Here is a 24,866-nt window from a genome sequence, read left to right as displayed (position 1 = left end):
ACCACTACCGGATGACAACAGGTCTCTGACAAGTGCCCGCCAGGATTCCGGCCATGTTACGGAAACTCGTGCCTGTCGCCGTCCCCATCGCCGCGATCCTGTTCCTCAGCGCCTGCGCCGGCACCCCGGACGCTGCCACCCCGGACGCTGCCACCCCGCAGAACGCCCCGCCGCCGACCGCCACTCAGGACGGTGCCAAGGCTGCCGCGCAGGACGGTGCCAAGGCCGCCGCGCAGGTCGCCGACACCGGCGTCCGGCTTCGCCTGGACACCACGGACGCCGAGGAAGCCCGTCTCTGGGAGGTGTGGAAGACCTGCATGTTCGCCAACGGCGGCCAGGACTTGACTGACCCAGGCCCACAGATCGGCACCAGCAACCGGATGCTCGACGTGGAGGGCTCGCCGAAGGCCGCCCACGAGAAGTGCCAGCCGAAGAAGCCGCTGCCCCCGGTCGAGCTGGATGAGAAGACCAACCCGAGATACGCGGAGCAGTGGAAGGAGATGGTCCAGTGCCTGCGTAAGAACGGCCTGAAGGTGTCCACCACCAAACCCGGCGAGTGGACCTACGACGACCAGGACGGCGACAGCGGCATCGACGTCGAGGCCCTCCAGGACCGGTGCACGCTCAAGGTCTTTGGTGGTAGGAAATAGGTCCATCCTGCGCAACATCAGGGGTGCGCGGCGTGCCGGTGGTGCAGACGGTGTCTGTCGAGCTGGAAACAACGTTGCCCGGCTTTGCCCCCCCGGCGCTATATTGATCATGGTTCCGTCCGAAAGGCCGCTGCCAACCAGCCAGTCCAAGGGGTGGCATGAATGCCTCCGTGCTGGCCAGAAGTCTCGACGCGCGACCCGTGCCGGCTGTCCCGGCGCGGCCCGTTCATCGAAAGGCAACTGTGTTCAAAAAGAGCCGTAGGGTGGCGACCGCCCTTGCCGCCGCCGCCCTTGTTCTGCTGTCCACGGCCGCACCGGCGCAGGCCGCCGTCGCCAGCGGCTTCACGCTTCGTCCCACTGGTTACGACCTGTGCCTGGCGGTCGCCGGCGCCAGCGTGGCCAATGGCGCCCACGTCATCGTCGCGACCTGCAATGGTGGCGCCGAGCAGCGCTGGGACTGGGACGGGTCCGCTCAGCTCGTCAACGCCAAGAGCGGCAAATGCCTCTCGATCGAGGGCGGCAGCATCGCGGCGGGCGCCCACGCCGTCCAGGTGACCTGTGTCTACGGTGCCTTGGAGCAAGGCTGGTCCCAGGAGGGCTACCTGCGTAAGAACCACAAGAGCGGCCTGCGGCTGAGCCGCCTGGACGCCACCCCGGTGAACGGCGGACACGTTGGGCAGTTGGGCCCCAACTCGGGCCAGTACTGGGGCGTCTACAGCTGATCCTCGACGACACGTACACCATCGACCGGGCCCGGCGGGAAACCGTCGGGCCCGGCCCGTTCGGCTACGACAGTTCGTCGTTCGCTGCCTGCTCCTCCGCTGCGCGGGGAGCAGAGGCGGCACGGATGACGTTGCGGGCGGCGGTCGACACCGGGCAGTGCGGGCGCCGGCAGACCCGGCAGCGGCCGTCCGGGCCGGTCCGGTGGTCGCGGAGGACCGCTCGGGCGGTGAGGATCAGCCGGTTGCGGATCTGGGCCAACGACAGGAACGGCGCGGTCATGCTCAGGTCACCCCGAGGGCGGCGGCGAGTCGGATGATCGTGGCCGGGGCATGCGGGTCGCGGGCCACCTGGGCGAGCACCTCCCGGGCGGCCGGACGGTGGCGTACCTCAGCCGGTGCCATCCGGTCGACATCGACCAACACGCGGCCCGCGCCGACCGGGTCACCAGCCTGGGCGTAAGCGCGGGCGGCATCGACCAGGTGCGCCGCCCGGTGTTCCACTGGTAGCCACCGCCAGGCGTCCCGCTTGGTCGTCCTCTCGTGCCAGGCAACCGCCTCGCTCGCGTCGCCCAGGTCGAGGGCTGCGGCGGCACGGGCCAGGTCGACCGCCGTCGGCCCGAACGCGGTCCGGTGATGATCGTGGCCGTCTCCCACCCGGGCGGCCATGCCGGCGGCCTCGTCGAGGAGTTCGGCGGTGGCGTGGTCGTCGCCCCGGCGGGCCGCCGCCAGGGCGGCCTGCACGAGCAACGTCCCGCACAACGACAACGCGCCGGGGCTACCGTCCCCCGGATCAGGCGGTGCGATCCGGTACGCGGCGGCCAGCGTCGCCGACAGCGCCGCCCGCGCCCGCCCCGAAGCGCGGAACACCTGGCCGAGCTGCACCGCAGCGGCGGCCACCAACACAGGATCGCCGGTCGCGGCAGCCATCGCCCGATCTGCGGCCAGCCAGCCCAGATCGACCTCGCCGAGCTTCACCACCAACGACGCGGCCAGCCGATACACCTCCACCAGCAGCGGGCGACCCCACCCGGAGTCGTCGGCGACGACACGCTGCACGCCGGCCAGCAGGCCGGGCACCACGGCGATCACCTGCGGATACCGGGCATGCTGAAACATGACCCACGCGTGCTCGACATCCCGGGCCAACCGGTCGGCCGGCAGAACAACACGGCGGGCCGGTGGCCGACCCAAAGCGATCTCGTACGTCGACAGGGCCTCCCGAATCCGCTCCACTCCCTCGGCCCGCTCGGCTACTGCGGCGGGTTGAACGTCCCGGCTGAGCAACACGGCGGTATCGATCCGTAGAGCAGCTGCGATGTCCCGCAACGTCGACACCTTGTCCAGCGACCGGACACCCCGCTCGACCTTGTCGACCCAGGACTTCGACTTGCCAAGCCGGTCGGCGAACACCTGCTGCGACAACTTCCGTCGCCCCCGCCAGTACGCCACCCGCCGACCGACCGGCAGCAGATCACTGCTGTCCACGCCGCCACCGCCGATCCGGCAGCGCTCGCGTCGTCTCCTCTGCCGGTATCCGGTCCGCCTCGGCCTGCGCGAGGATCCGCTGCCGCGCGGCCTCCCGTTCCGCCGCCTGGATCTGCTCGCCTCGGTCCTCGCGCTCGGGCTTCCGCCGCGCCGTCACGACCAGCACCCCGCCCGGTGCTTCCCCGCGAGGACCGGCAACGGCCGTTCCGGCAGGTAGGTCACCCGGGCTACGCCGATGGCCCGGTATGCCGCTGGTCGCGTCGGATGGATGGTCGCCGGGCCGAGATGGTCGAGCGGCTTTGTGCGACGGGGCTCGAACGGCCAGATCCAGCGCAGCAGGCCGGGGTGTGTCGGGTTCTTCGCATGCCGAGCCATGAGTCCTCCCGAAGGACCTCTGGTTCCTCAAATTAGGAGTCCAGAAAAGTAGGCTAGCGAGGCGATCCTGATTTGGGAACTCACGGCGTGTCGCCGGGCGGGTGGCGGCAGGGGCGGGATACTCGCCGCATGGTCACCCCGACGATCCAGAGGCGTCGCCTCGGCAACGCCCTCAAGCGCGCCCGCGAGGCGGCAGGCAAGACCCAGGAAGAGGCCGCAGAGGTCATCGACTCGGCGTCGAGCAAGGTCAGCCGGCTGGAGCTGGGCCAGTCCGGCATCCGGCTGACCGACTTGAAGCTGCTGCTCGACTTCTACGGGGTGACCGGGGAGGAAGCCGAGCCGCTACGGGACCTCGCTCGCGCCGGACGGCAACGGGGGCGGTGGAGCGGCTACCGGAACGTGGTGCCGGACTGGTTCCGGCAGTACCTCGACCTGGAGGCCGACGCGGCGGAGATCCGCTGGTACCAATCCGAGGTCATCCCCGGCATCCTCCAGACCGAGCCTTACATCCGGGCGATCATCGACAGGGAGGACGTGGAGCAGCAGGTTGAAGTTCGCCTCGAACGACAGAAGGTCATCGATCGCCTGGACGGGCCGGAACTGAACTTCATCCTCAGCGAGTCCGCGCTCCGGCGGAACCTCGGCGATCGGGAGACCATGCGGGAGCAGCTATCCCAGATCGCCACTCTCGCCAACCGCCCGAACGTCACCATCCAGGTGTTTCCGCTGGATGCCGAGACCTACGTGGTCTCCTCGTTCAACTTCATCATCCTCCGTTTCGGGGAGGAAGTCGCGTCGGACGTCGTCTACCTGGAGACGTTCACGGACGCGGACTACCTCGACAGTCCCGAGGCGGTCCGGGCCTACAATCGGCACTGGGACCGTCTCCGGGCTGCGGCGTTGGGGCCGGCGGAGTCGCGCGGGCTCGTCCTGCGCATCGCCGACGAGATGAAGTAGAGGTTGACATGACGAATCCGGACCTCACCAGCGTGGTGTGGCGGAAGTCCACCCGCAGCGACGGCAACGGCGGCGCGTGTGTCGAGGTGGCCGACCTCCGCGACGGGGTGGCCGTCCGGGACAGTAAGGACCCGAACGGACCCGTGCTGGCCTTCGACGCTAACGGCTGGCACGGCTTCATCGACTCCCTGAAGAACAACTAGCGTCACCCCAAGGGGCGCTGACCTCGTGCCCGGCCGCCGGGACGAGCCCGGGATCGGGCGGCTGCACCTGGCCGGGCGCGCCCGGTGGCGGGACTTGGTCGTCGGTGCGCTCCACGAACCGGGCAGAGGCGACCGCGCGGACGACGTCCCGAGGCCAGGTTGACCATGAAAGCGGCGGCTCTCGGCGTGTATGCCTGCCGGCGCTGTTCGAAGAACTCCCGCGACGAGGTGCGGTTGACGTTCCCTCCGTACCGCAGACGCGGATCCGTTCCCTCCCGTACGTGGGACAGGTCTAGGTCTGTCTCTGATGGGTCCATCAGATTGATCTGGCGGACCTATCTCATGTGGATTCCTGGTCTTCCGCGCGTTGTCGGCGGAGTTGTTCGAGGACGGCGGTGTCGGCGTCGAGGTCGGGGTGGTCGACCTGGCGGTCCAGGTCGACGACGTGTTCGAGTTCCTGGATCGCCTGGTCGAGGTCACCGCCCGCCCGGTGGACCATCGCGATGTTGTACCGGGTGATGGCTTCGCCGGCCCGGTCGCCGACCTCCCGCCGGATGGGGAGCGACTGGTGGTAGAAGTCTAGAGCCCGCCGCCGTTCCCCCAACCCGTCGTGCACACCCCCGATGTTGTTGAGGGTGGTGGCTTCGCCGGCCCGGTCGCCGACCTCCCGCCGGATGGGGAGTGCTTGGTGGTAGAAGTCGAGAGCCTGCCACCGGTCTCCCAACCCGTCGTGCACGTGGCCGATGTTGTTGAGGGTGGTGGCTTCGCCGGCCCGGTCGCCGACCTCCCGCAGAATGGGGAGTGCTTGGTGGTAGAAGTCGAGAGCCCGCCGCCGTTCCCCCAACCCGGCGTGCACGTGGCCGATGTTGCTGAGGGTGACAGCTTCGCCGGCCCGGTCGCCGACCTCCCGCACGATGGGGAGTGCTTGGTGGTAGAAGTCGAGAGCCTGCTGCCGGTCTCCCAACCCGTCGTGCACACCTCCGATGTTGTTGAGGGTGGCGGCTTCGTTGCCGTGGTCGCCGGCCTGCTGGCACATGGTCAGGGCCCGGTGGAAGTCCTCCAGCGCCGGCCGGGGCTGGCCGGTCGACGACCGTGCCCAGCCACGCTGGTAGAGGGCGCTGGCGTCCGGGCCCAGGGTCAGGGTCGCGGTGGCCATGGCCTCGACGGCGGCGAACCGGGAGGTACGCAGCCACACCCGGCACACCCGGGCGCCGGTGTCCCGGGCGATCGCCGCCTGCCGGCCGGCGACAGCGAGCCGATGCACCTCCACGTGTCGGGTGACGGTGGCCGTCGCAGCGAGGCTGAGGGGATGCGGTCGCGACGGTTCTGGATCCTCCATGCCCGAGCCACCTCGTTCTTCCTGCTGCTCCGGCTGCCGACTCGGCGCTTGCCGAGAGCCGGACCACGGCACCGGTGTGGGGCGGGTGCGTTGGTCGTCATTGTTCTTCCCACGATGGCCGGGATGCGGTCAGTGAGTCGGAAACTCGTCACATGAGCCTGGTCTACCGACCGGGCCCGGTACGCGAATGAAACGTACAGTGGCCGCCATGGCCCGCCGCCGATTGCCTGGCCTGGGCCAGACGCAGGCGGTCCTGGGCCGGCTTGACCAGCCACAGCGGGGGAGGGTGTGGGCGATGAGCAGCGCCACAGTGGAGGTTTCCGGGGCTCAGGCCGCGCGGTGGGCCGCAGAGCTGCGGGCTGTATTGGCCGCGGCCGTGGGGCCGGACGACAGTGTGTCGCCGGTGCAGGTGCAGCGGTCGGCAGAGATGGTGATCGCGGTGATCGGGCTGGTGTTCTCCGGGGTCGAGGTGGCCAAGACGATCACCGAGTGGTGGAGTTCCCGCCGCCGGGACGGTGCTGCGGTCACGGTGCTGCTGCCTGACGGCACCCGGATCGAGCTGACCGAGGGCAGCCAGGCGCGGCTGGAGATCGCCATGCGGCAGGACGGCACCGGGCAGCACTGATCACCGGCCACCAAAACGGGATGGGCAGATGACCACCTTCGAACTGGAGGTCTTCGCGCAGACCTCCAACTACTACGAGCTGCGGCTGGCCGCCGATGGCGAGCCGCCCCGGACGCGTGGTCTGGACCGGGCTGCGGTCGATGAGCTGATCACGCTGGTGCGGCGTGACTACAGCAGTGACGCTGGCGCACAGAAGGTGTACGGCGCGGTCCGGCTGGCTGAGCTGGGGGCGCGGCTGGCGGAGTTCCTCGACGGCGACCAGCGGTGGCTGACCCCGATCGTGGCCCATCCCGACGGGGCGGTGCTGCGGATCACCGCCGAGCAGCGGCTGCGGCACCTGCCCTGGGAACTACTCGCTCAGCAGGGCACGTTCCTGACCGTGGCCGGGCGGGCACCGCTGTTGCCGGTCCGTGCGGTCGGCACCCACGCGGCGCTGACCGGCCTCGTCGAGCCGGGCAACCGGCCGTTGCGGGTGCTGTTCATGGCAGCTTCTCCCGAAGGTGTCGAGCCGGTGCTCAACTTCGAGGCCGAGGAGGCCGCGATCCTGGCGGCGACCCGACGGACCGGCACCGATCTGGTGGTCGAGGAGAGCGGCACCCTGGAAGGGCTCCGGTTCCTCAGCCGCGACTACGGGCCCGGCCACTTCGACGTGCTGCACCTGAGCGGGCATGCCACCACCGACGGCGGGGAGCCGGTCTTCGTGGTGGAAGACGAGTTCGGCGTGATCGCCAGGGCGACGGCCGATCAGATCGCCCAGGCGATGCAGGGACACTGGCCGAGGCTGGTGTTCGTCTCCGGCTGCCTCACCGCTGACGCCCCTGACGGTGGGGTGTTCCCATCGATGAGCGAAAGCCTGGTCCAGGCTGGTGCCCCCGCAGTGCTCGGCTGGGCGCTGCCGGTCGGGGACGTCTCCGCCACCGATTTCGCCGCCGCTCTCTACCAGGCCCTGGCCGACGGCCGGTCGCTGGACCAGGCCGTCGTCGAGGCCCGCCGCCACCTGTTCCGCGACAAGAAGAGCAGCTACTGGCATCTGCTCCGGGTCTACGCCGACCGGTCCCCGCTGGCGCCCATGGTCACGTCGCTGCACACCAAAGGCCGCAGACGGTCGCAGGTACGCGCCGCCGATCAGCAGTTCCTGGACCCACAGACCCAACTGTCCCGGGTCGCGTCCCGCGCCGAGTTCGTCGGCCGGCGTCGGCTCATCCAGCGCTGCCTGCGCACCCTCAGGCAACCCGCCGACACCCCCGGTGCGGCGCAGGGCCTGCTGCTGGCCGGCATGGGCGGGCTCGGCAAGAGCAGCCTCGCCTCCCGGCTCCTGGAACGCATGCCCACCCACCAGTACGCCGTCTGGTACGGCCACGTCGACGCCATCAAGTTCCGCGAGCTGACCAGCAAGATCCGCTTCAACAGGGTCGAACAGACCATCGAGGCCACCAAACTCCTCGACAACGAACAGATCCCCCTCCTGATCCGGCTGCGGCACCTGCTCGACGCCGACGGGCCACTCGGCGGGACACCCTTCCTGTTCGTGTTCGACGACTTCGAAGCCGGCAACCTCGACGCGCGTGACGACGGCAGCCGTGTGCTCGCCCCGGCGATGGCCGACATCCTGCCCGCCCTACTCACCGCTATCCGCGACACCGGCAGCCCAAGTCGTGTCATCATCACCAGCCGTTACCGCTTCCCCGCCCCGGCCGGCACCACCGTCGCCGTCGAGGCCCTGGTGACCCTTACCCCCGTCGAGCAGAGCAAGAAGATCGCGAACCTGGCCAACCTGCGCCCCGAATCCACGATCGACCCCGCCATCCGGGACCGGGCGATCGAGGCCGCAGCCGGCAACCCCCGCCTGCTCGACTGGCTCAACCGGATCGTCGACGATCCCAACCTCGACATCGACGGCCTGCTCACCGCCATCGAGAACGAAACCGACCGGTTCCGCCGCGAGACCGTCCTGGCCGACAATCTGCTCGACTCCCAGCCCCTCGAACTCCGCCGCATGCTCGCCAGAATCAACGTCGTCGAACTACCCGTACCTACCGCCACCGTCCACGCCCTGCACCAACACCCCGACGCCGCCCGGCACATCCAGCGGGCCGTTCAACTGGGCCTGCTCGAAGAGGGCACCGACCCCGAAACCCGCCAGCCCCGCTACTACGTCTCCAACGTCCTGCACCCCCTCGTCCGCCCCCTGATCACCAACGACGAACACACCGAGGCATGCGCTGCCGCCGCACAGTCCCTCCACCGACTCTGGGTCCTCGACCCCACCGCCCCCGATGGCCACTGACCCCCTGACCCTCGTCCGGTGGGTCGAGGTGCATCGGCTCGCTGTCGCCGGCCGGCAGGCGGCGATCGCCCGGGACACCGGTGCCCGGGTGTGCCGGGTGTGGCTGCGTACCTCCCGGTTCGCCGCCGTCGAGGCCATGGCCACCGCGACCCTGACCCTGGGCCCGGACGCCAGCGCCCTCTACGACCGTGGCTGGGCACGGTCGTCGACCGGCCAGCCCCGGCCGGCGCTGGAGGACTACCAGCAGGCCCTGACCATGTACCAGCAGGCCGGCGACCACGGCAACGAAGCCGCCACCCTCAACAACATCGGCCACGTGCACGGCAGGTTGGGGGACCGGCGGCGGGCTCTCGGCTTCTACGACCAGGCGCTGCCCATTCTGCGGGAGGTCGGCGGCCGGGCCGGCGAAGCCACCACCCTCAACAACATCGGGTCCGTGCACGTCGGGTTGGGGGACCGGCGGCGGGCTCTCGACTTCTACCACCGGGCGCTGCCCATTCTGCGGGAGGTCGGCGGCCGGGCCGGCGAAGCTGTCACCCTCAACAACATCGGGTCCGTGCACGTCGGGTTGGGGGACCGGCGGCGGGCTCTCGACTTCTACCGCCAGGCGCTGCCCATCGTGCGGGAGGTCGGCGACCGGGCCGGCGAAGCCACCACCCTCAACAACATCGGGGGTGTGCACGTCGGGTTGGGGGACCGGCGGCGGGCTCTCGACTTCTACCGCCAGGCGCTCCCCATCCGGCGGGAGGTCGGCGACCGGGCCGGCGAAGCCATCACCCGGTACAACATCGCGATGGCCCATCGGGCGGGCGGTGACCTCGACCAGGCGATCCAGGAACTCGAACACGTCGTCGACCTGGACCGCCAGGTCGACCACCCCGGCCTCGACGCCGACACCGCCGTCCTCGAACAACTCCGCCGACAACGCGCGGAAGAGCACGGATCCGAACCGCCCGCGGGGTCGTGATGACGGCTGTCAGCGCATGGAGGCGCGGGCCGAGAAGGCGATGCTGGCCAGCAGGAAGCCGCCGTTGACGATTGTGAACGCCACGATCACCCAGAGGACGAGGGCCGGGGCGAACGCCAGCACCAGGCCGGCCACGAAGATCACCGCGCCGTAGTCGCGGATCAGCTTCACCAGGCGTACCGGCAGCGAGGTCGAGGTGACCATGCTGGCCGCGTTCGGGCCGGACTGCATCACCGAGGTCACCAGGTTGACCATCCAGGTGCCCGCGAAGACGGCGACCAGCCAGCTCGGCGTCTCCGGGTGCTGCGCCACTGCGGTGGCGGACAGGGCGGCCACCAGGGCGATCTGGGCGGCCACGTCGCAGAGCACGTCCACCCGGGCCCCGGCCGCGCTGCCCTGCCCCGTCACCCGGGCGAGCTGCCCGTCGGCGCAGTCCAGGGCGTACGCGACCTGCCAGCCGACCAGCGCGGCCAACCCGACCACCCAGGCCGGGACGTCACCGGCGGCGACCCGGCCGGCGAGGGCCACCACGGTCACCGACGTGGCCAGGCCGAGCACCAGGTTGGCGATGGACACCGCGGTCGGGCGAATCCCGAGACGCTGGGCGACCAGCGCGAACACCGCGCCCAGCCACTGGCTGATCGACTCACTGAACAGGCCACCCCCCCGGTTGACCCGGTGGAAGTCGGCTACGGAGGGGCGGGACGGCTCAGCCAAGGTCGCGGATTGCACCGGCGTAGTCTGCCAGCCGCTCCCGCGTCTCGGAAGGCGACATCGCCAGGTGCTCCAGGATCGTGTACCGGTCCGGCCGGGTCCGCGGCGCGAACTGCACCGCCTCCACGAACTGGTCGTCGCTGAGCCCCACGTCAGCGGGGAGCCGGGGCAGGCCGTGCCGGGCCAGGCAGGCCGACATCTCCCGGAACCGGCGCAGGTCTCCCCGCAGCCAGGTGCAGAACAGTGCCCCGAGCCCGGCCAGCTCGCCGTGCGAGGCGGTACCGGGGAAGAGCACGTCCACCGCGTGCATGATCTCGTGGCAGCCGCCGCTGGCCGGGCGGCTGCTGCCGCAGACCGCCATCGCCAGTCCGCTGGAGATCAGCGCCTCGGCGAGGACGATGACGAACGCGTCGTCGGTCATGTCGCCGGGGTGGGCGAGCACGGCCTCGGCGCCCATCCGGGCCAGCGAGGCGGCCAGGCCGTCGACCGGCTCCCCCCGGACCTGGCGGGCCAGTTCCCAATCGGCCAGCGCGCTGATGTTGCTCACCACGTCACCGATGCCCGCCCGGTTGTGCCGCTCCGGGCCGGCCTCCACGAAGTCCAGGTCGACGATGACCGCGATCGGGATGTGCACCCCGTATGAGCCCTTGATCCCATCGCTGACGAGGCTGGCCACCGGGGAGGCGATGCCGTCGTTGGCCAGGCTCGTCGCCACGGTCACCATCGGCAGGCCGCGCCGGGTGGCCGCGTACTTCGCCACGTCGATGGTCTTGCCGCCGCCGATGCCGACCACGGCGTCGTACGAGCGGGCGCGCAGCTTGCCGCCCAGGTCGTCGGCGGCGTCCAGGGTGCCCCCGGTGACGGTGAACACGTCCGCCGAGCGCAGCGACGGCCGGATCAGCTCGGCGATCTGCGTGCCCTGGCCTGGGCCGACCACCACCGCCACGTCGCCGCCGGAGGAGATCCGGCCGTCGGCCAGGATCGCGGCCAGGTCCGCCACCGCCCCCCGCCGCACGTCGATGTGCAGCGGGGTGAGCACCGTGCGGGCTAGCAGCGGCACGCGATCTCCCACGCCCGGGCCAGGTCGTCGTGGTTATCGACCTCGACCCAGGAGACGTCGCCGATCGGCGCCGCCCGCACCTCCCCGCCCCGGTCGGCGAACTCCTGGTAGCCGTCCTCGTAGTAGAGGTTCGGGTCCCGCCGCCAGGTCGTCTCCAAGGCGTCGGCGAGGGCGTCGGCCACCTGCGGCTCGATCAGCGTCGCGCCGATGTACTCCCCGTACGCCTCGCCCGGGTCCATCAGCTTGGTGATCCGGGTGAGCTGACCGGCAGCGTCGAAGGTGGTCTTCATCTCCTCCTCGGCCAGCGGCTTGATGGTGTCCACCGCGAGCAGGATGCCCGGGCCGCGCTCGGCCAGCAGGGTCTTCTCCACGCTCACCGGGTGCACGGTGTCGCCGTTGACCAGCAGGACGCCCCGGGCGAAGTGCTCCCGGGCCAGCCAGAGCGAGTACGCGTTGTTCCACTCCTCGGCCTTGTCGTTGTGCACGAGGGCGATCGTGACGCCGTGGCGCTTCTCCAGCTCCGCCTGGCGGGAGACGACCGCTTCCGCGGCGTACCCGACGACGATCACCACCTCGGTCAGCCCCACCTCGGCGAGGTTGCGCAGCGCGATGTCCAGGATGGTGGTCTCACCGTCCACCGGCACCAGCGCCTTGGGCAGGGTGTCGGTGTACGGGCGCAGTCGACGCCCCGCACCGGCTGCGAGAACCATCCCGATCATGCAACCGCCTCCCTCGTACGACTCCAGGTCACCGGTGGAGGATAGCGCCGGGACGGATCACGCCCGCCGTCAACCGGGGGTTCACCCCGGCAGCGCGGCCAGGTCCGCGAGCACGGCCAGCCGCTCCTCGGCGGTCAGCACCACGTACGGGCCCGCCGCCCGCCGGTCCGTCTCCTGCTCGATGGCCAGCCGTTCCGGGCCGGCCGTCAGCTCGGTGACGCTGAGCGCGGAGTGCCCGGCAGCCGTCCACGCCGCCTCGTGCGCGTCGGCCCGGTGGTAGCGCAGCGTGCCCAGCCGGTTGAGCAGCAGCACCCCCGGCGGGGCGCCGTCCGGCTCGTGCGGGGGCGCCACCACGGCGAACGCGTCGCCGGCTGAGCCCGGCTCCTCCTCGGCGGCCACCATCGCGTACGTGAGCAGCCGGCCGAGCGCCTCGATCAGCCGGACCACCCGGTCGTCGTGCCCGGCCCACAGTTCCTCGGTCACCTCGGCGTGCACCTGGTAGATCTCGGCGAGGAAGGCCTGCCCGCGTTCCGTCGCGGAGAAGCAGCCGTCGGGACGTCGGTGCAGCATGCCGTAGGCGACCTGCTTGTCCAGCGCCCGCTGGCAGGACCCCGGGTCCCGGTACCTGGTCACCGCGGCGAAGCCCGCCGGGTCGACGGTCCCGCCCGGCGCGGCCAGCCGGGTGCGGAACTCGACCAGGAAGCCGGTGGCCGCCGGCCCGCCGTACCTCTGGCTCAGCTCCTCGCCGCCCCCGTCGCGGCCGGCGAGGATGCCGGCGACGAAGACCCGGTCGACCGCCGGGGCGACCAGCCCGGCGAACCGGTGCGGCGCGAGCTCGACGTCCTCGCTCACAGACCGATCGAGTGCAGGGCCGCGAAGGCGTCCTCGGCGATCCGCCGGATCAGCCCGTCGTTGGCGTCGCGGCGCTCGTCCAGCAGGGCGACGTCCCGCTCGGCCAGCCAGCGGAACTCCGTGTGCTTGCCCACCTCCAACCGGGGGCGGCCCAGGTCGCCGTCGATCCGGACCAGGAAGTCGCTCTCGATCCGGTCCAGCCCGTCGGCGCCGGTCCAGCGGTACTCGCCGACCGGGCCGAGGACGTGCGACACGGTCCAGCCGGTCTCCTCGGTGACCTCCCGGCGCAGCGCGTCCTCGACCCCCTCGCCCGGTTCCAGGTGGCCGCCGACGATGTCCCAGGTGCCGGGGAACAGGACCCGCTGCGGGGACCGGCGCTGGATGAAGAGGCGGCCGTCGTCGTCGACGATCAGGGCGCCGGCGCAGCGGAGAGGCTCGGTGGACACCCGTCGACAGTAGCGAGCCGAGGCCGGGTAGGGCGATGCCTGGTGACCAGGGACGCCACCGGCGGGAACGCCGACGGCCCGGCCCCCGCGCGGGGGCCGGGCCGTCGGGCGCGGGTCAGCGGCTCTGCGTGAGCGTCCGCTTGACCGCAATCCGCTTCGTCGGCAGCGGGTTCGGGCTGTCGGGGCCGGTGAAGACCGCCGCGGCCCGCCAGTCGACCCTGTCGACCAGGGGGCCGCTGCGCGTCGTCCAGCCACCCGTCGGCGCCCCGTTGACCCAGCCGGCCGACGAGAGGTTGCCGGTGGTGCGGCTGACCAGGTAGATGCTGGATCCGGAGACGAACATCCCACCGGCGTCGGCGAAGCCGGTCGCGCCGGCCACGGTGAACTTGTCCGCGCCCACGGTGCCGCTGTCCGGGCTGAACCAGCGCCAGAACAGGCCGCTCTGGCCGGTCAGCGTGTAGTAGAGCCGGCCGTTGGTGTAGAACGCGCCGGTCACGTTCGGGAGCTCCGGGTAGAAGTTCACAGTGTTGCCGGCGTACGTCTGGCCCTCCGGCCCGGAGTCGGTCACCACCTTGTCCCACAGCGGGTCGTGGTACGGGTCGACCAGCTTGGGAGTGCCGAAGGTGGTGCCGTCGAAGGTGCGCCGCCACAGCGCGCCGTTCACCCCGTAGAACAGGGTGCCGCCGACCCAGAACGCCCCCCGGACCGCCGACCACGCGGTGCCGTCGGGGCTGGGGACCGTCGCGGAGAGGCTCACCCCGCGGAGGCCGTCGTAGGCCCGGGTGCGCATCGTGTTCGTCGCGCCGGGCCCGGCGAAGTAGACGTTGCCTGTCAGGGTGGTGGTGGCGGTGGAGTGTGGGGCCGCGCCGCCCGTGAGCGGGAAGAACGCGATCCGCTCCCGGCGGTACTGGAAGTTGCCGATCCACTCCTGGTCGGAGCCCAGCCACAGGCCCTGCGGGGTGACCAGCAGCTCGGCCACGCCGTAGCCGCGCGGGTGCCGGCCCGGGTTCCAGGCCAGCGGCAGGCCGCTGAGCGGGTCGAGCGCGGCGATGCTGGGCCGGGCGACGGCACCCGGGAACGCCGAGTTGGTGGCGGAGGTGTTGTTCACCCAGCGGAAGTGGCCGCCGACGTAGACCGCCTGCTCGGTGATGCCGACGGAGAGGAAGGTGTCGCCGCCGCTGTAGTTGACCCAGGTCGGCTGGACGGCCGTGCCGGTGGAGGAGGTCTCCCACCGGGCGACCGCGTCGCAGAGCGTCCCGCTGTACGGGCTGCCGGTGGTGGCGACGACGAAGTACCGGCCGTCCGGCGAGAAGCTGACATCCCGAACGTACGAGTCGAACGCCTTCGCGTTGCAGCGCGGCTCGTAGCGGTTGGTGTTCCAGCCCGAGACCGTCGCCGTGGAGGCGCCGAGGGCGAGCCGGACCACCTGGTCGTGCAGCACCCCGTTGGCCTTCTTGAAGTTGCCGATCACCACGAGCTGGGAGCCGTCGGGCGAGACTGTCAGCTTCTCGGCCCCGACGCCCGCGCTCGCCCCACTAACCCCGTCGTAGTTGTGGTGCTCGGTCAGCGTGGCGGTCAGGTAGTCGTCCACGGCGCCGGTGGTGGCGTTGAGCGAGACGAGGCCCCCACGCGGCTTGGTGGCGGCGGTGGTGAAGATGCCACCCACCAGCAGCCGGTTGCCGACCTTGGCGACGTCGTTGACCAGGCCGTTGAACGCCAGGTTGGGGAAGCTCGCGACCGGGCTGCCGTCGGACAGGTTGACCAGGGCGAGCTTGCGGCGGTTCGTCCCGTTGACGGTGTTGAACTTGCCGGCGAGGTAGACCGTGCCGGCGGTGGGGCCGGCGAGGACGTCCAGCACCTCGTCGTCGACCACCGGGGCGAACGCGGTGTCCACGTTGCCGGTGGCCTTGTCGAAGGCCAGCACGAACTTGCGCGCGATCTTCACGTCCGAGCCGCGGTTCTCCACCCCGGTGAAAGAGCCGCCGACGACGACCTTGCTCCCGGCGTCGTGGATGGCGAAGACGGTGCCGTCCACGATGTCGGGCGTTGGGCCGGACGGGACCGCGCCCACCACGGTGGCGTGGCCGGCGCCGGCGGGCGCGGGGTTGGCGACGAGGGCACCGGTGACGGTGAGTGCGGCGGCGGTCAGGACCGCGAGTGGTCTGCGACTGAGCGCGGGAATACGAGCCACGGGCAACTCCGAATGAACGGCGGAGATAAGGATGCGGATGCCTCCACCCGACCGGCCCGGCCGGTCGGTGATCCTGGTGATCCCCGATCGGGGAGGCGACGACCGGGAACACAAAGTCTCAGCACACGATGGCGCATGCGACGCGTGGCGTCTACCCCGGGGTGCCCGTTGTGTCCGTTACCGGATCGATCGGCCTTCGCTGACCGGGCCGGTCGCACGGGGAGGCGAGGTCACCGGGTACGTGGACCGTGCGCCGGGACCGGCGGGGGCGGTGCGGCGAACCACGGGTCGGCGGTCAGCTCCTGGAACGCGGCCAGCCCCTCCGGGTCCTCGTTGAACGTGCTGTCGTACACGGGCTTCGTGTTCTGCTTCGCGGCGAAGTAGACCACCGCCTTGATCTGCGGGTGCTGCTTGACGTAGCCACGGGCCTCACGCAGCCAGGCGGCCCGCTGGCCGGGCCCGCCCGGGTACGTCACCCCGAACTCGCCGATCATCACCGGCCGGGGGTGCTGGGCGGCGAACGCCATGAAGGTGTCCATCTGCTCGGCGAAGCCGTCGAACTCCTTGCCCGGGTACACGTCGGTGCAGAGCCAGTCGACCTGGTCGTCGCCCGGGTAGTACGCCGCCGCGTTGCGCTTGTCGTCGACGAACCCCTGCACGTGCGGGCACCAGACGAAGGCGGCGTTGGTGGCCCCCACCTCCGTGAAGATTCCCCGGATCCGCTTCCAGGCGGCGACGTAGTCCTCCGGGGAGTGCACGCTCTGGGTCAGGTTGGGGCGGTCCATCTCCCACCGCCAGCGCAGCAGCAGCGGCACCCCGAACTGCTTGATCTTCTCGGCCCGCTGCCGGATCAGCTGGTCGTACACCCCGTCCCGGATGGACCGGGTGTCGGCGCCGGACCAGGAGATCATCTGGAGCTTTCCGGCCGCCTGGAACGCGTGCTCGGTGGGACCGGGGAAGTCGTCCTCCCAGTCGTGGAACATGTGCGCCAGGACGACCTTGCCGCGGGTCTGGTCCGCGAACGCGGTCAGCGCCTCGACCCGGCCCTCCGGGGTCTGCCAGTCCGGCTTCACCCAGGCGCCCAGCCAGGCGCCCTCCCCGGGCAGTTCGGGGCCGCGCCCGGTGGTGCGCAGGCCGTCCGCCGCGCGAGGGCTCGCGGCCGGCGCGGTGCCGGTCGGCCCGGCCGGCGGCGGCACGAAGTCCGGAGCCGCCTCGGAGCACGCCGACACGGCCAGCGCCGACCCGAGCAGGAGTACCACCGCCGTCTGGAACCGCTTCATCGCTGCCGAACCTTCCCCGTGCTGAGGCCACCGGCGCTCCGGTGGTGGACGTTTGGTGGACGGGCCCGCGGCCGGGACCTCAGCGCCGCCGACCCCGGCGTAGCGCCCGCAGCGCGTCGAGCTGGAGCACCCGGCGCAGCCGCCACACCCCGGCGGCGTACCCGGCGGCGCCGAGCACCGCCAGCACGGCCAGCGTGACCGGCCCGGCGTCGACCACCGTGCGGGCCAGCAGCGCCGGCACGCCGAAGCAGGCCACTGCCAGCCCGGCGGCGGCGAGCGTGCCCCGGCCGAACGGGTGCAGCCGGTACGCGTGGTGCAACTGGACCAGCGGCACCAGGTTGGTGATCAGGATGGACGCCGACCAGGCGACCGCCGCCCCCATGATGCCGAAGCGTGGGATGAGCAGCACGTTGAGCACCACGTTGACGACCGTGCCGGCCAGCGCGTTGTAGAACGTCCAGGACGTCCGGCCGGCCATGTTGAGCACCGTGTCGACCATGCCGCAGCCGGTGGCCACCAGCATGCTCAGCGCCAGGAACACGGTCACCCGCTGGCCGGCCGCGTACCCGTCGCCGAACAGGTGCAGCATCGGCTCGGCGAAGACCGCGAAGAGCAGGTACGCCGGCCAGGCCAGCAGCACCAGCCACCCCGTGGCGGCCTGGTAGAGCCGGCCGGCGGCGGCCCGGTCGTCACGGACCAGGTGCTCGGCCAGCCGGTGCTGCACGGCGGTGGACAGCGCCTGCCCGGAGAGCTGCCCGAGGGCCAGGAACCGGGTGGCCGCCGTGTAGAGCGCCGCCTCCGGCAGCCCGCGCAGCGCGCCGAGCAGCACGATGTCGAGCCGCTGCACCGCCATCTGGGCCAGCCCGCTCAGCGCCCGGGGGCCGCTGTAGCGCCAGTACGGCCAGAACTCGTCGCGCAGCGACACCGGCGGGGCCTGCGCGCCCCGCTCGGCCCGCCGGACCAGCCGGGCCAGCCACACGGTGCCGAGCAGCGCGGCGGGCAGGTAGGGCAAAGCCCAGGCCAGCGGCAGGGCGGTGGTGGCGGAGAGGCCGAACAGGGCGACGAGGCCCACCCCGACCAGTTGCAGCCCGGTCCGGCCGAGCCGCTCGACCAGCAGCAACGGGCGCATCTTGCCGAACCCCCGGCAGGCGGCCAGCGCGAAGTCGCAGAGCGCGGCCACCGGCACGAAGACCAGCAGCAACCGCAGCGCCCGTACCGCCCCGGGCACCGGCTCGTCGAAGGTCAGCGCCACGATCCGCGGGGCGGCCCACCAGCCGGCCAGCGCGATCAGCGTGCCGAACAGCACCACCGGCAGCAGCCCGACCAGCACCGACGCGCGGATGCGCTCCGGCTGACCGAGGGTGCGGTAGCGGCTGAGGAAGTAGACCGAGCCGACGCCGGTGCCCAGCCGGGCCGCCGCGTACGCGATCATGAAGGCGCTGGTGGCGGCGAAGAAGAGGCCCGCGTCCGCCATGGACCAGGCCCGGGTGACGACGATGTTCAGGCCGAATCCGGCGACCGCCGCGACGGCCACCCCGAGCAGGTTCGCCACCCCGTGCCGGGCCGCCCCGCCCAGCTCGCCGGCCGGGGGCCGGGTCGGCGCTACCGTCGCCACGACGGCACGCGTCCCCACCAGGCACTCAACCGCTCGTCGTACGGGGCGAAGTGCTCCTCCAGCCGGGCCCGCAGCGCCGGGTCCATGGGCGAGCGGGACCGGGCGTTGTGCTTGCCGAACGAGATCTCCGCCCAGTGCGGCAGGCCGAGGAAGTCGCAGACCGCGTCGAACGCCGGCCGGGCGTCGGCGAAGAAGTCGTCCGCGTCGACCACGTGCAGCCGGTCCCGGCCGAAGATCGACTCCAGTCGTTCGAGCTGCTCGACGTAGCGCCCCCGGGTCAGGTAGGCGTTGTGCTGGTAGTGGTTGCTGTGCGCGGTCGGGTCGGCGAGCAGCCGCTCCCGCTCCCCGGCGATCCGCTCCTCCTCCAACTCCAGGGCGCGCTCGAAGCCCTCCGACTCGAAGCCCCGCGCCGCCTCGTGCGAGTGCGCCGAGTACGCCCGCTCCACCGGGTCGCGCAGCAGCACCAGCAGCCGCACGTCCGGCAGGTCCCGCGCGATCCGCTCGCCGGCCAGCGGGTGGAACATGTAGTACGGGCTCGACTCGCCGGTCACCCCGCGCACCCCGGCCCGCTCCCGGACCGCCTCGGCCTGGCGCACCGTCGGGAAGTGCCCCAGGTACCAGTCCATCCCCCGGTCGTAGCCGGTGTCGAAGTAGTGCACGCCCTTGTGGTAGTTCGCCGGCAGCACCGCCGGGTGCTGCGAGAGGGTCTTGAACAGCGACGTCGTGCCGCACCTCTGGGCGCCCACGATGAGGAAGTCGGGGGCGAGCCTCGACCCGGCGGTCCACCGGCCGTACGTCCGGCTCACCGACCGCACCGCGCGCCGCGCCTGTGCCTTTACCAGCGTCACTTCGCCACTCCTCCCGCGCCCGGCCGACCGGCCAGATGATCCTCCACCGCCGGCAACAGCCAGGCGGCCACGTGTCCCAGCCGGGCGCCCGCCTCGGCCTGCCGGTCGCGCAGGTACCGCGCGGCCAGCTCGACCAGGTAGAGCACCGCGACCAGATCGGCCACCCCGGCCGGCTGCCCGAACTCCGCCAGCGCCCCGGCCGCGTCGGCGATCAGCCGCCCGGCCGCCGCGCGTGGCTCCACGCCGGCCCGGGTGATCGCCGTCTGCACCCGACGGTGCAGGGCGTCGAAGCCGACCGGCACGTCGTCGGCGAACCGCTCCCAGTCCCAGACCAGCACCCGGCCGTCGGCCAGGGCCGCGCTGTTGCCGCCGTTCCAGTCGCCGTGCCAGGCGCCGAGGTCGAGCACCGGGTCGGCGCGGCGGACCTCGGCCAGCACGGCGCTCAGCCGGGCAGCCTCCGGCCGGTCGCCGAGCGCCGCCAGCTCGCCGACGAGCCGCCGGGCATGGGCGCTGTCGGCGTACGACCGGCGGTTGACGCCGGCGCAGCGGCTCACCGCGACCATGGCGGCCCGCTCCGCCTCGGCGGCCCGAGCGGGGGCGGCCCGGGGCAGGCCCACCGGCAGGGCGCTCTGCACCAGCAGGGCGTGCCCGCCCCAGGTGCCGTGGTGCAGCACCTCGGCCACCGCGATTCCGGGCAGGTCGAGCGTCGCCAGCCGGCTTAGCGCCGCCGCCTCGGCGTCGACCAGGGCCCGGGTGAGCGGGTCGACGCCGAGCTTGGCGTACCCGATCGGGTCGCCGGCGGCGTCGAGGAGCTGGACCACCGGCTTGCGGTTGGCCCGGGCCGGACCGATGTGGATGCTCAGCAGCGCCGGCCGGCCCAGCACGGCGGCGAGGTGCGCGTCGAGCGCGTCGGCGGCGGCGTCGACCACCAGCCGGTCCCGGAACGCGAGCCGGCCCAGCCCGGTGCGGAACGCCGCAGCCAGCACCGCGCGGCGCAGCCGGGCCTTCGCCCCCTGCGCCTCGGTGGAGTGCCGGACCGCGCCCGCCGCCGCCCGCCGGGAGCCGGCCGGTACCAGCAGCCGGGGTCGCGCGGCCGACGGCACCACCGCGAACCCGGCCCGGCCGCCGCGCCGCAGCGCCGGTCTGGCCGGCGCCGGCCAGACCACGCCGGCCAGCTCAGGCAGGTACGCGCCGCGCGCGTCCGCGCCCGGGGGTGGGGTGAGCATCAGTGGGACCGCCGTTCCGGCCACGCGCGCGGGCCAGTTGTCTCCAGTGCGGCGAGCCGGGCCTCGCGGCGCAGTTCGCGCAGGTGCAGGTCGTTGCGGGCGAGCAGCGCCACGCTGATCAGCCCGTACGCCAGGGTGGTGTTCAGCGAGCCGTAGAGGAACTGGAAGAACAGCATCAGGATCAGCACCAGGCTGCCGGCGATGCCGATCGGGGTGTGGTCGTGCCGGAACCGCCACAGGCACCAGAGGAAGAACGCGCTGTAGCAGAACGCGCCCACCCACCCCTGGCCGGTCAGCAGGTTCCACAGCTGTCCGTTGCTGCCCAGCTCCCGGTTGCCGCACTGCTTGCAGTCGGCCGACTTGCCGATCGCGATGGACCGGTTGCTGCCGATCAGCGCCCGGTTGCCGCCGTAGCCGAGCACCGGCGAGTGGTTCGCCGCCACCACCGCCCCGTTGGACAGGGTGGACCGGATGTCGTCGCTGTGCCCGTTGGCCATTCGCTCGTTGAGCAGGGTGCCCAACGGCGAGGCGAGCACCGCCACCCCGACCAGGCCGGTGGCCAGCGCCAACCCGACCAGGACGACGATCCGGCCGCGCAGCGCCATCCGCACCGCCACGTACACCGCGCCGACCACCAGGCCGATCCACAGCCCCCGGTTGAGCGAGTAGACGATCGGGAAGATGGCGGCGGCCACCACCAGATACCCGGTGAGCCTGCGCGGCCCCCGGCCGAGGACCACCCAGCCGACGATGAACCAGATCAGCAGGATGGCCATGTTCTCGCCCCAGGTGTTGGTGTACTCGAAGGGGGCGGCCGGGCGGGGCGAACTGGCTTCCCCGGCGAGCACCTCCTGCACCTGGGCGACCTCGACGTGCATCAGCCGGTTGACGAACGGTTCCTTGGCGATGGCGGCGGGGAGGATGTAGTTCAGCGGCGCGACGAACTTGAGCTGGGGAAACAGTGCGCCTACGTACCCACCGATGACGGTGATCACGGCCATGAAGCCGAACAGCTTCACCAGCCGCTTGCGAGGCAGCTCGCGCTCGCTGAGGTTGAGCACGTACAGCATCGTCACGGTCAGCGCGGTGTAGTTCATCACCCGGATGCCCCAGCCGATGTACCGGCCGGACCCGCTCGGGGCGAGCGTGTCGGGCGCGGTGATGCCGAGCATCAGCCCGGACAGCACCACCCAGGCCAGTAGGATCAGCCAGATCCCGAAGCCCGGCGGCACCTTGACGTTGCCGCGCCGGTAGAGCTGGAAGGCCATCGGGACGGCCAGGATGGCGAAGATGAACGAGGGCAGGCCGAGGGCCCACCACAGCGGGTAGAGCACGAAGAGTGCGGTCACCGGCCAGGAGGCGGGCAGCCGCAGCGACCAGCGGCGGGTCGTGCCGACCGGCGGGCTATCCGGCGGGTCGGCCGGACGGCGTCCGGCCCGTGCCGGCTCCGGCCCGGAGGTGGGCCGGAGCGGGGCGGCCGTGGTCATGTCACGCTGACCTTGGCGGTCTTCGGGGCGTAGATCACCCAGGCCGGGCCGGGCTGCGGGCGGACCTGGTAGCCGGCCGTGTCGGTGACGTTGCAGACCATCTTCTGCCCGGGCTTGCTCCACTGCGCCTTCGCGCTGGACGGCCCGGACACCACTACCGCGGCCCCGGACCCGTACACGTTCGCCCCGGGCAGCGAGCGGGGGCTGGGCTTGCGGACGTCGATGGTGCGGTACTCCATCGTCAGCACGACCACCGCGGCGACGCTCACCGTGGCCTTGCCGACCCGGCCGCGCCACGACGAGCTGGCCGCGTCGTACGCCCAGGTCTGGGCGGGGTGGCCGGGCGCGGTGACGGTCAGCCGGCCGGCTGGGGTGACGTCCTGGCTGGCCAGCGGGGTCCCCGGGGCGGCGTGGTCGAAGACGCGGGTCGGCGCGGCGCCGCCCTTCGGGGCCGCCTGCCGCAGCGCGGCGACGGACGCCTGGCCGGACGGGAACGCGGCCGAGCGTTGCGCCGGGGTCACCCCCGGCAGGTCCGCCGCCTCGAACTGGCGGAGGAACCCGGTGGGCCCGCCGGCGTAGCCGACGAACGGGTGCAGCACGCCGACCGTGCGGATGTCCACCGGCCGGATCTCGGCGACCGGCCCCACCCGGGCGGCGTCCCGGGACTGGTAGACCGCGGTCAGGTGCAGGCTCTCCGACTCGGCGAACTCCTGGTAGACCAGGTCGGCCTCGGCCAGCCCGGCCGGGCTGGTGCCGGCGGTCACCCGCAGCGGCACCACCACGGCCTGGCGGGCGGCCGTCGCCGCCGCGACCGGCTTTCCGGACAGCGGCGCGGCCGGCAGGCTCGGGGTGGGGCTGGGCCGGGGCGCCGGGGAACCCGGGTCCACCACGTTCGTCGCGCCGGGCGCCTGCTCCTCGGCGCAGCCGGCGACGAGCACGGCGACGAGCACGGCCGCGAGTGTCGTGCCCAGCGCTCGCCGGCGGTTCACTCCCGGTCCTCGGCCATCGAGTACCGGCCGGGGTCGGGGCCGTCGTTGTCCCGGGCGGAGCGGTAGACGGTGGACTTGCCCGTCGGCTTCTGCTGGTTCACCGGCCCGGGCGGAGAAGCCTGCATCGGCGGCGGGACCGGGGCCGGCTTGGACACGCCGGTCGGGGCGGGGGCCGGCTTTGCGGCGGTGTCCCGGGCGCCCGCGCCGGCGCGGGGCAGGATCATCGTGGACTCAAGGTTCGGCATGCCCGGCCGACCCCGCCCGGCGGGCGTCGGCCGCGGGCGGGGCGACGGCGGGCCCTCCCGGCGGGCCGGCGGGGCCGGCCGCACCGCTGGGCCCCGGTCGGCCAGCCGGGGGGTCAGCACCGCGCCGAGGACCGGCGCGTCGACCTGCTCGAACTGCCGCATCGCGGCGGTGATCTCGCTGCTGCGGGTCTGCCCGCCCTCGACCACCAGGATCACGCCGTCCACGTGCCGGGCCAGTGCCTGCGCCTCGACCGCCGCCGTCGGCTGGGCCGTCTCGATCAGCACGTGGTCGAAGCGGGCGGCCAGCTCGGCGAGGATCTCCAGCATGGTGGCGACGGGCAGCTCCACCTCGGTGTCGAGGTTGCCCGGGAACAGCACCCGGAGCTGGTTCAGGCCGGGGGCCGGGGTCAGCGCGGTGAGCGCCGAGACGTCGTGGCGCAGCACGTCGGCGAGGGTGTGCCGGGGCTGGATCCCGCCGAGCATCCCGGCCAGCGGGGAGTCCGGCTTGGTGGTGACCACCGCGACCTGGGCCCCGGTGCGGGCGTACGCCGCGGCGAGGTTGCCGACGACGAAGCCGGCGGCCGGGCCGGGGGAGGTGTCGGTGAGCAGCAGCAGACGGCCCCGCCCGGGCCGGGATTCGGGCATGGTGGACTGCAGCACGTTGCGCAGCCGGCCGAGTTCCCGGGAGACCTCGTGGGCCGCCGGCAGGACGGTCAGCCCGGTCGGACGGGGAGGCAGCTCCAGCAGCATCGGCAGGCCGAGCCGGTCGGCCACGTCCCGGCCGCGCCGGACCCGGGTGTCCAGCCGGTCCAGCACCAGGGCGACCACGATGCCGAAGAGCAGCCCGGCGCCGAGACCGCTGGCCAGGTTGAGGGTGGTGTTCGGGGAGCTGGGTTTCCGGGGCAGCGCCGCGTCGGAGATGATCTCGCCGGGGTCGAGCGCGATGCTCAGCAGCGGGCTCAGCCGGCTGTTGAGGCTGGCGAGCTGGTTGGTCAGCACGTTCCGGTCGGCCTCGGCGCGGGCCCGCTCGGCCGAGTTGGACGGCGTCCCGGCGATCTTCCCGGCGACCGCGGCGAGCTGCTTGTTGGTCTCGGTGATCTGCTGTTTGAGCGCGGTCGTCTCGTTCTCCAGCGACCGGGTGGCGGTGGCCAGCCGCAGGTCCAGGTACGCCTGGGCGAAGGCGTGTGACCCGGCCTGCGCCGCCTCGGGGCTCTGCGCCTCGTACACGATCTGGAGCACCTGGCTGTTCGGCGGCACGGTTACCGACAGTGAGCGGACCAGGTCCTCCGGCGGGATGGTCGTCTTCAGCAGCGCCCGGGCCCGTTCGGCCACCACCAGGGAGCGGACCACCTGGGCCTCGGTGTCCAGGTTGACCTTGGCGCCCGGGTTGGCGTCCTGGCCGACCTGGCGGACCAGCAGCGACGTCGTCGAGACGTACGTGCGGGTCTGCACCTGGCTGACCAGCATGCCGGCGCCCGCGCCCAGCAGCGCGGCCACCACGAGGATCCACCACCGGCGGCGCAGCCACTCGAGGTAGGTCATCAGCGTGGGGCCGTCTGAGTCGCGCAGATCGGTGTGGTGAGG

25 protein-coding genes are annotated in these 24,866 nt (G+C 72.3%); 7 read left to right on the top strand and 18 right to left on the bottom strand.

The annotated features are described in order from the left end of the window. Positions 1-53: 53 nt before the first annotated feature. Both OG617_RS13370 and OG617_RS13365 read left to right on the top strand, forming a co-directional pair. A complete protein-coding gene (locus tag OG617_RS13370) occupies positions 54-650 on the top strand; it encodes a hypothetical protein (RefSeq protein ID WP_405101758.1) in 597 nt (198 codons plus the stop codon). Between the two features lie 263 nt (positions 651-913). Then, positions 914-1,372 carry an RICIN domain-containing protein gene (locus tag OG617_RS13365; RefSeq protein ID WP_405101756.1) on the top strand — a complete coding sequence of 153 codons (459 nt, stop codon included), beginning with the start codon at positions 914-916 and terminating at the stop codon, positions 1,370-1,372. Positions 1,373-1,436: 64 nt separating this feature from the next. Here OG617_RS13365 and OG617_RS13360 read toward each other — a convergent pair whose 3' ends face one another. Genes OG617_RS13360 through OG617_RS13345 form a run of 4 tightly spaced genes read right to left on the bottom strand, consistent with a single transcriptional unit; the run spans position 1,437 to position 3,232 of the window. Beyond that, on the bottom strand, positions 1,437-1,652 hold the full coding sequence (locus OG617_RS13360; RefSeq protein WP_405101754.1) for a hypothetical protein: 216 nt from the start codon (positions 1,650-1,652) through the stop codon (positions 1,437-1,439). Between the two features lie 2 nt (positions 1,653-1,654). After that, positions 1,655-2,857, bottom strand: a complete 1,203-nt coding sequence (locus OG617_RS13355) for a helix-turn-helix domain-containing protein (RefSeq protein ID WP_405101752.1) — start codon at positions 2,855-2,857, stop codon at positions 1,655-1,657. Beyond that, positions 2,844-3,014, bottom strand: coding sequence for a hypothetical protein (locus tag OG617_RS13350; RefSeq protein WP_405101750.1), 171 nt, complete (start codon positions 3,012-3,014; stop codon positions 2,844-2,846). Before OG617_RS13350 ends, OG617_RS13355 begins: the two co-directional genes overlap by 14 nt. Continuing rightward, a complete protein-coding gene (locus OG617_RS13345; protein WP_405101748.1) occupies positions 3,011-3,232 on the bottom strand; it encodes a hypothetical protein in 222 nt (73 codons plus the stop codon). Before OG617_RS13345 ends, OG617_RS13350 begins: the two co-directional genes overlap by 4 nt. 129 nt (positions 3,233-3,361) lie before the next feature. On the opposite strand from OG617_RS13345, the gene OG617_RS13340 reads away from it, so the two are divergent. Together OG617_RS13340 and OG617_RS13335 are read left to right on the top strand one after the other, a co-directional pair. After that, positions 3,362-4,189: a helix-turn-helix transcriptional regulator gene (locus OG617_RS13340; protein WP_350880050.1), complete on the top strand. Its 828-nt coding sequence runs from the start codon at positions 3,362-3,364 to the stop codon at positions 4,187-4,189. A gap of 8 nt (positions 4,190-4,197) precedes the next feature. Continuing rightward, positions 4,198-4,392 carry a DUF397 domain-containing protein gene (locus tag OG617_RS13335; RefSeq protein ID WP_405101746.1) on the top strand — a complete coding sequence of 65 codons (195 nt, stop codon included), beginning with the start codon at positions 4,198-4,200 and terminating at the stop codon, positions 4,390-4,392. Between the two features lie 340 nt (positions 4,393-4,732). Here the strand turns inward: OG617_RS13335 and OG617_RS13330 are convergent, their stop codons facing one another. Next, the gene (locus OG617_RS13330; RefSeq protein WP_405101744.1) at positions 4,733-5,731 is read right to left on the bottom strand and encodes a tetratricopeptide repeat protein; all 999 of its coding nucleotides are present in this window, start codon (positions 5,729-5,731) and stop codon (positions 4,733-4,735) included. Positions 5,732-6,026: 295 nt separating this feature from the next. Here OG617_RS13330 and OG617_RS13325 point away from each other — a divergent pair, with 295 nt between their 5' ends. Genes OG617_RS13325 through OG617_RS13315 form a run of 3 tightly spaced genes read left to right on the top strand, consistent with a single transcriptional unit; the run spans position 6,027 to position 9,610 of the window. Next, positions 6,027-6,356 (top strand): effector-associated constant component EACC1, encoded by a 330-nt coding sequence (locus OG617_RS13325; protein WP_405101742.1) that lies wholly within the window; start codon positions 6,027-6,029, stop codon positions 6,354-6,356. 28 nt (positions 6,357-6,384) lie between these two features. Further along, complete coding sequence (locus tag OG617_RS13320) at positions 6,385-8,643, top strand: CHAT domain-containing protein (protein WP_405101740.1); 2,259 nt, start codon at positions 6,385-6,387, stop codon at positions 8,641-8,643. Next, positions 8,633-9,610 carry a tetratricopeptide repeat protein gene (locus OG617_RS13315; protein ID WP_405101738.1) on the top strand — a complete coding sequence of 326 codons (978 nt, stop codon included), beginning with the start codon at positions 8,633-8,635 and terminating at the stop codon, positions 9,608-9,610. Before OG617_RS13320 ends, OG617_RS13315 begins: the two co-directional genes overlap by 11 nt. Before the next feature lie 9 nt (positions 9,611-9,619). On the opposite strand, the gene OG617_RS13310 is transcribed toward OG617_RS13315, so the two are convergent. The 13 genes from OG617_RS13310 to OG617_RS13250 form a co-directional block, all read right to left on the bottom strand. After that, complete coding sequence (locus OG617_RS13310) at positions 9,620-10,342, bottom strand: CDP-alcohol phosphatidyltransferase family protein (RefSeq protein WP_405101736.1); 723 nt, start codon at positions 10,340-10,342, stop codon at positions 9,620-9,622. After that, the gene (locus tag OG617_RS13305; protein WP_405101734.1) at positions 10,320-11,384 is read right to left on the bottom strand and encodes an iron-containing alcohol dehydrogenase family protein; all 1,065 of its coding nucleotides are present in this window, start codon (positions 11,382-11,384) and stop codon (positions 10,320-10,322) included. The genes OG617_RS13310 and OG617_RS13305 overlap by 23 nt, the downstream gene beginning before the upstream one ends. After that, positions 11,372-12,103, bottom strand: a complete 732-nt coding sequence (locus tag OG617_RS13300; RefSeq protein ID WP_405101732.1) for a sugar phosphate nucleotidyltransferase — start codon at positions 12,101-12,103, stop codon at positions 11,372-11,374. The genes OG617_RS13305 and OG617_RS13300 overlap by 13 nt, the downstream gene beginning before the upstream one ends. A gap of 81 nt (positions 12,104-12,184) precedes the next feature. Then, on the bottom strand, positions 12,185-12,955 hold the full coding sequence (locus tag OG617_RS13295) for a hypothetical protein (RefSeq protein ID WP_405101730.1): 771 nt from the start codon (positions 12,953-12,955) through the stop codon (positions 12,185-12,187). Beyond that, entirely contained in the window at positions 12,952-13,401 is a 450-nt protein-coding gene (locus OG617_RS13290) for an NUDIX hydrolase (RefSeq protein ID WP_405101728.1), read from the bottom strand. The genes OG617_RS13295 and OG617_RS13290 overlap by 4 nt, the downstream gene beginning before the upstream one ends. Positions 13,402-13,516: 115 nt before the next feature. Then, a complete protein-coding gene (locus tag OG617_RS13285; RefSeq protein WP_405101726.1) occupies positions 13,517-15,592 on the bottom strand; it encodes a hypothetical protein in 2,076 nt (691 codons plus the stop codon). Between the two features lie 230 nt (positions 15,593-15,822). Further along, a complete protein-coding gene (locus OG617_RS13280; RefSeq protein ID WP_405101724.1) occupies positions 15,823-16,872 on the bottom strand; it encodes a glycoside hydrolase family 26 protein in 1,050 nt (349 codons plus the stop codon). Between the two features lie 79 nt (positions 16,873-16,951). Then, complete coding sequence (locus OG617_RS13275; RefSeq protein WP_405101722.1) at positions 16,952-18,487, bottom strand: lipopolysaccharide biosynthesis protein; 1,536 nt, start codon at positions 18,485-18,487, stop codon at positions 16,952-16,954. Then, entirely contained in the window at positions 18,475-19,335 is an 861-nt protein-coding gene (locus tag OG617_RS13270; RefSeq protein WP_405101720.1) for a sulfotransferase, read from the bottom strand. Before OG617_RS13270 ends, OG617_RS13275 begins: the two co-directional genes overlap by 13 nt. Then, positions 19,332-20,561 carry a hypothetical protein gene (locus OG617_RS13265; RefSeq protein ID WP_405101718.1) on the bottom strand — a complete coding sequence of 410 codons (1,230 nt, stop codon included), beginning with the start codon at positions 20,559-20,561 and terminating at the stop codon, positions 19,332-19,334. Before OG617_RS13265 ends, OG617_RS13270 begins: the two co-directional genes overlap by 4 nt. Beyond that, complete coding sequence (locus OG617_RS13260) at positions 20,561-22,048, bottom strand: O-antigen ligase family protein (RefSeq protein ID WP_405101716.1); 1,488 nt, start codon at positions 22,046-22,048, stop codon at positions 20,561-20,563. Before OG617_RS13260 ends, OG617_RS13265 begins: the two co-directional genes overlap by 1 nt. Beyond that, positions 22,045-23,037 (bottom strand): DUF3048 domain-containing protein, encoded by a 993-nt coding sequence (locus OG617_RS13255; RefSeq protein WP_405101714.1) that lies wholly within the window; start codon positions 23,035-23,037, stop codon positions 22,045-22,047. The genes OG617_RS13260 and OG617_RS13255 overlap by 4 nt, the downstream gene beginning before the upstream one ends. After that, complete coding sequence (locus OG617_RS13250) at positions 23,034-24,824, bottom strand: lipopolysaccharide biosynthesis protein (RefSeq protein ID WP_405101712.1); 1,791 nt, start codon at positions 24,822-24,824, stop codon at positions 23,034-23,036. Before OG617_RS13250 ends, OG617_RS13255 begins: the two co-directional genes overlap by 4 nt. Between the last annotated feature and the right edge of the window lie 42 nt (positions 24,825-24,866).

Origin of the sequence: Micromonospora sp. NBC_01412, assembly GCF_045040215.1 — a bacterium.
Classification (GTDB): Bacteria; Actinomycetota; Actinomycetes; order Mycobacteriales; family Micromonosporaceae; genus Micromonospora; species Micromonospora rubida.
Note: the sequence above shows the minus strand (reverse complement) of the source record. Positions and strands in the feature narration are given on the sequence as shown.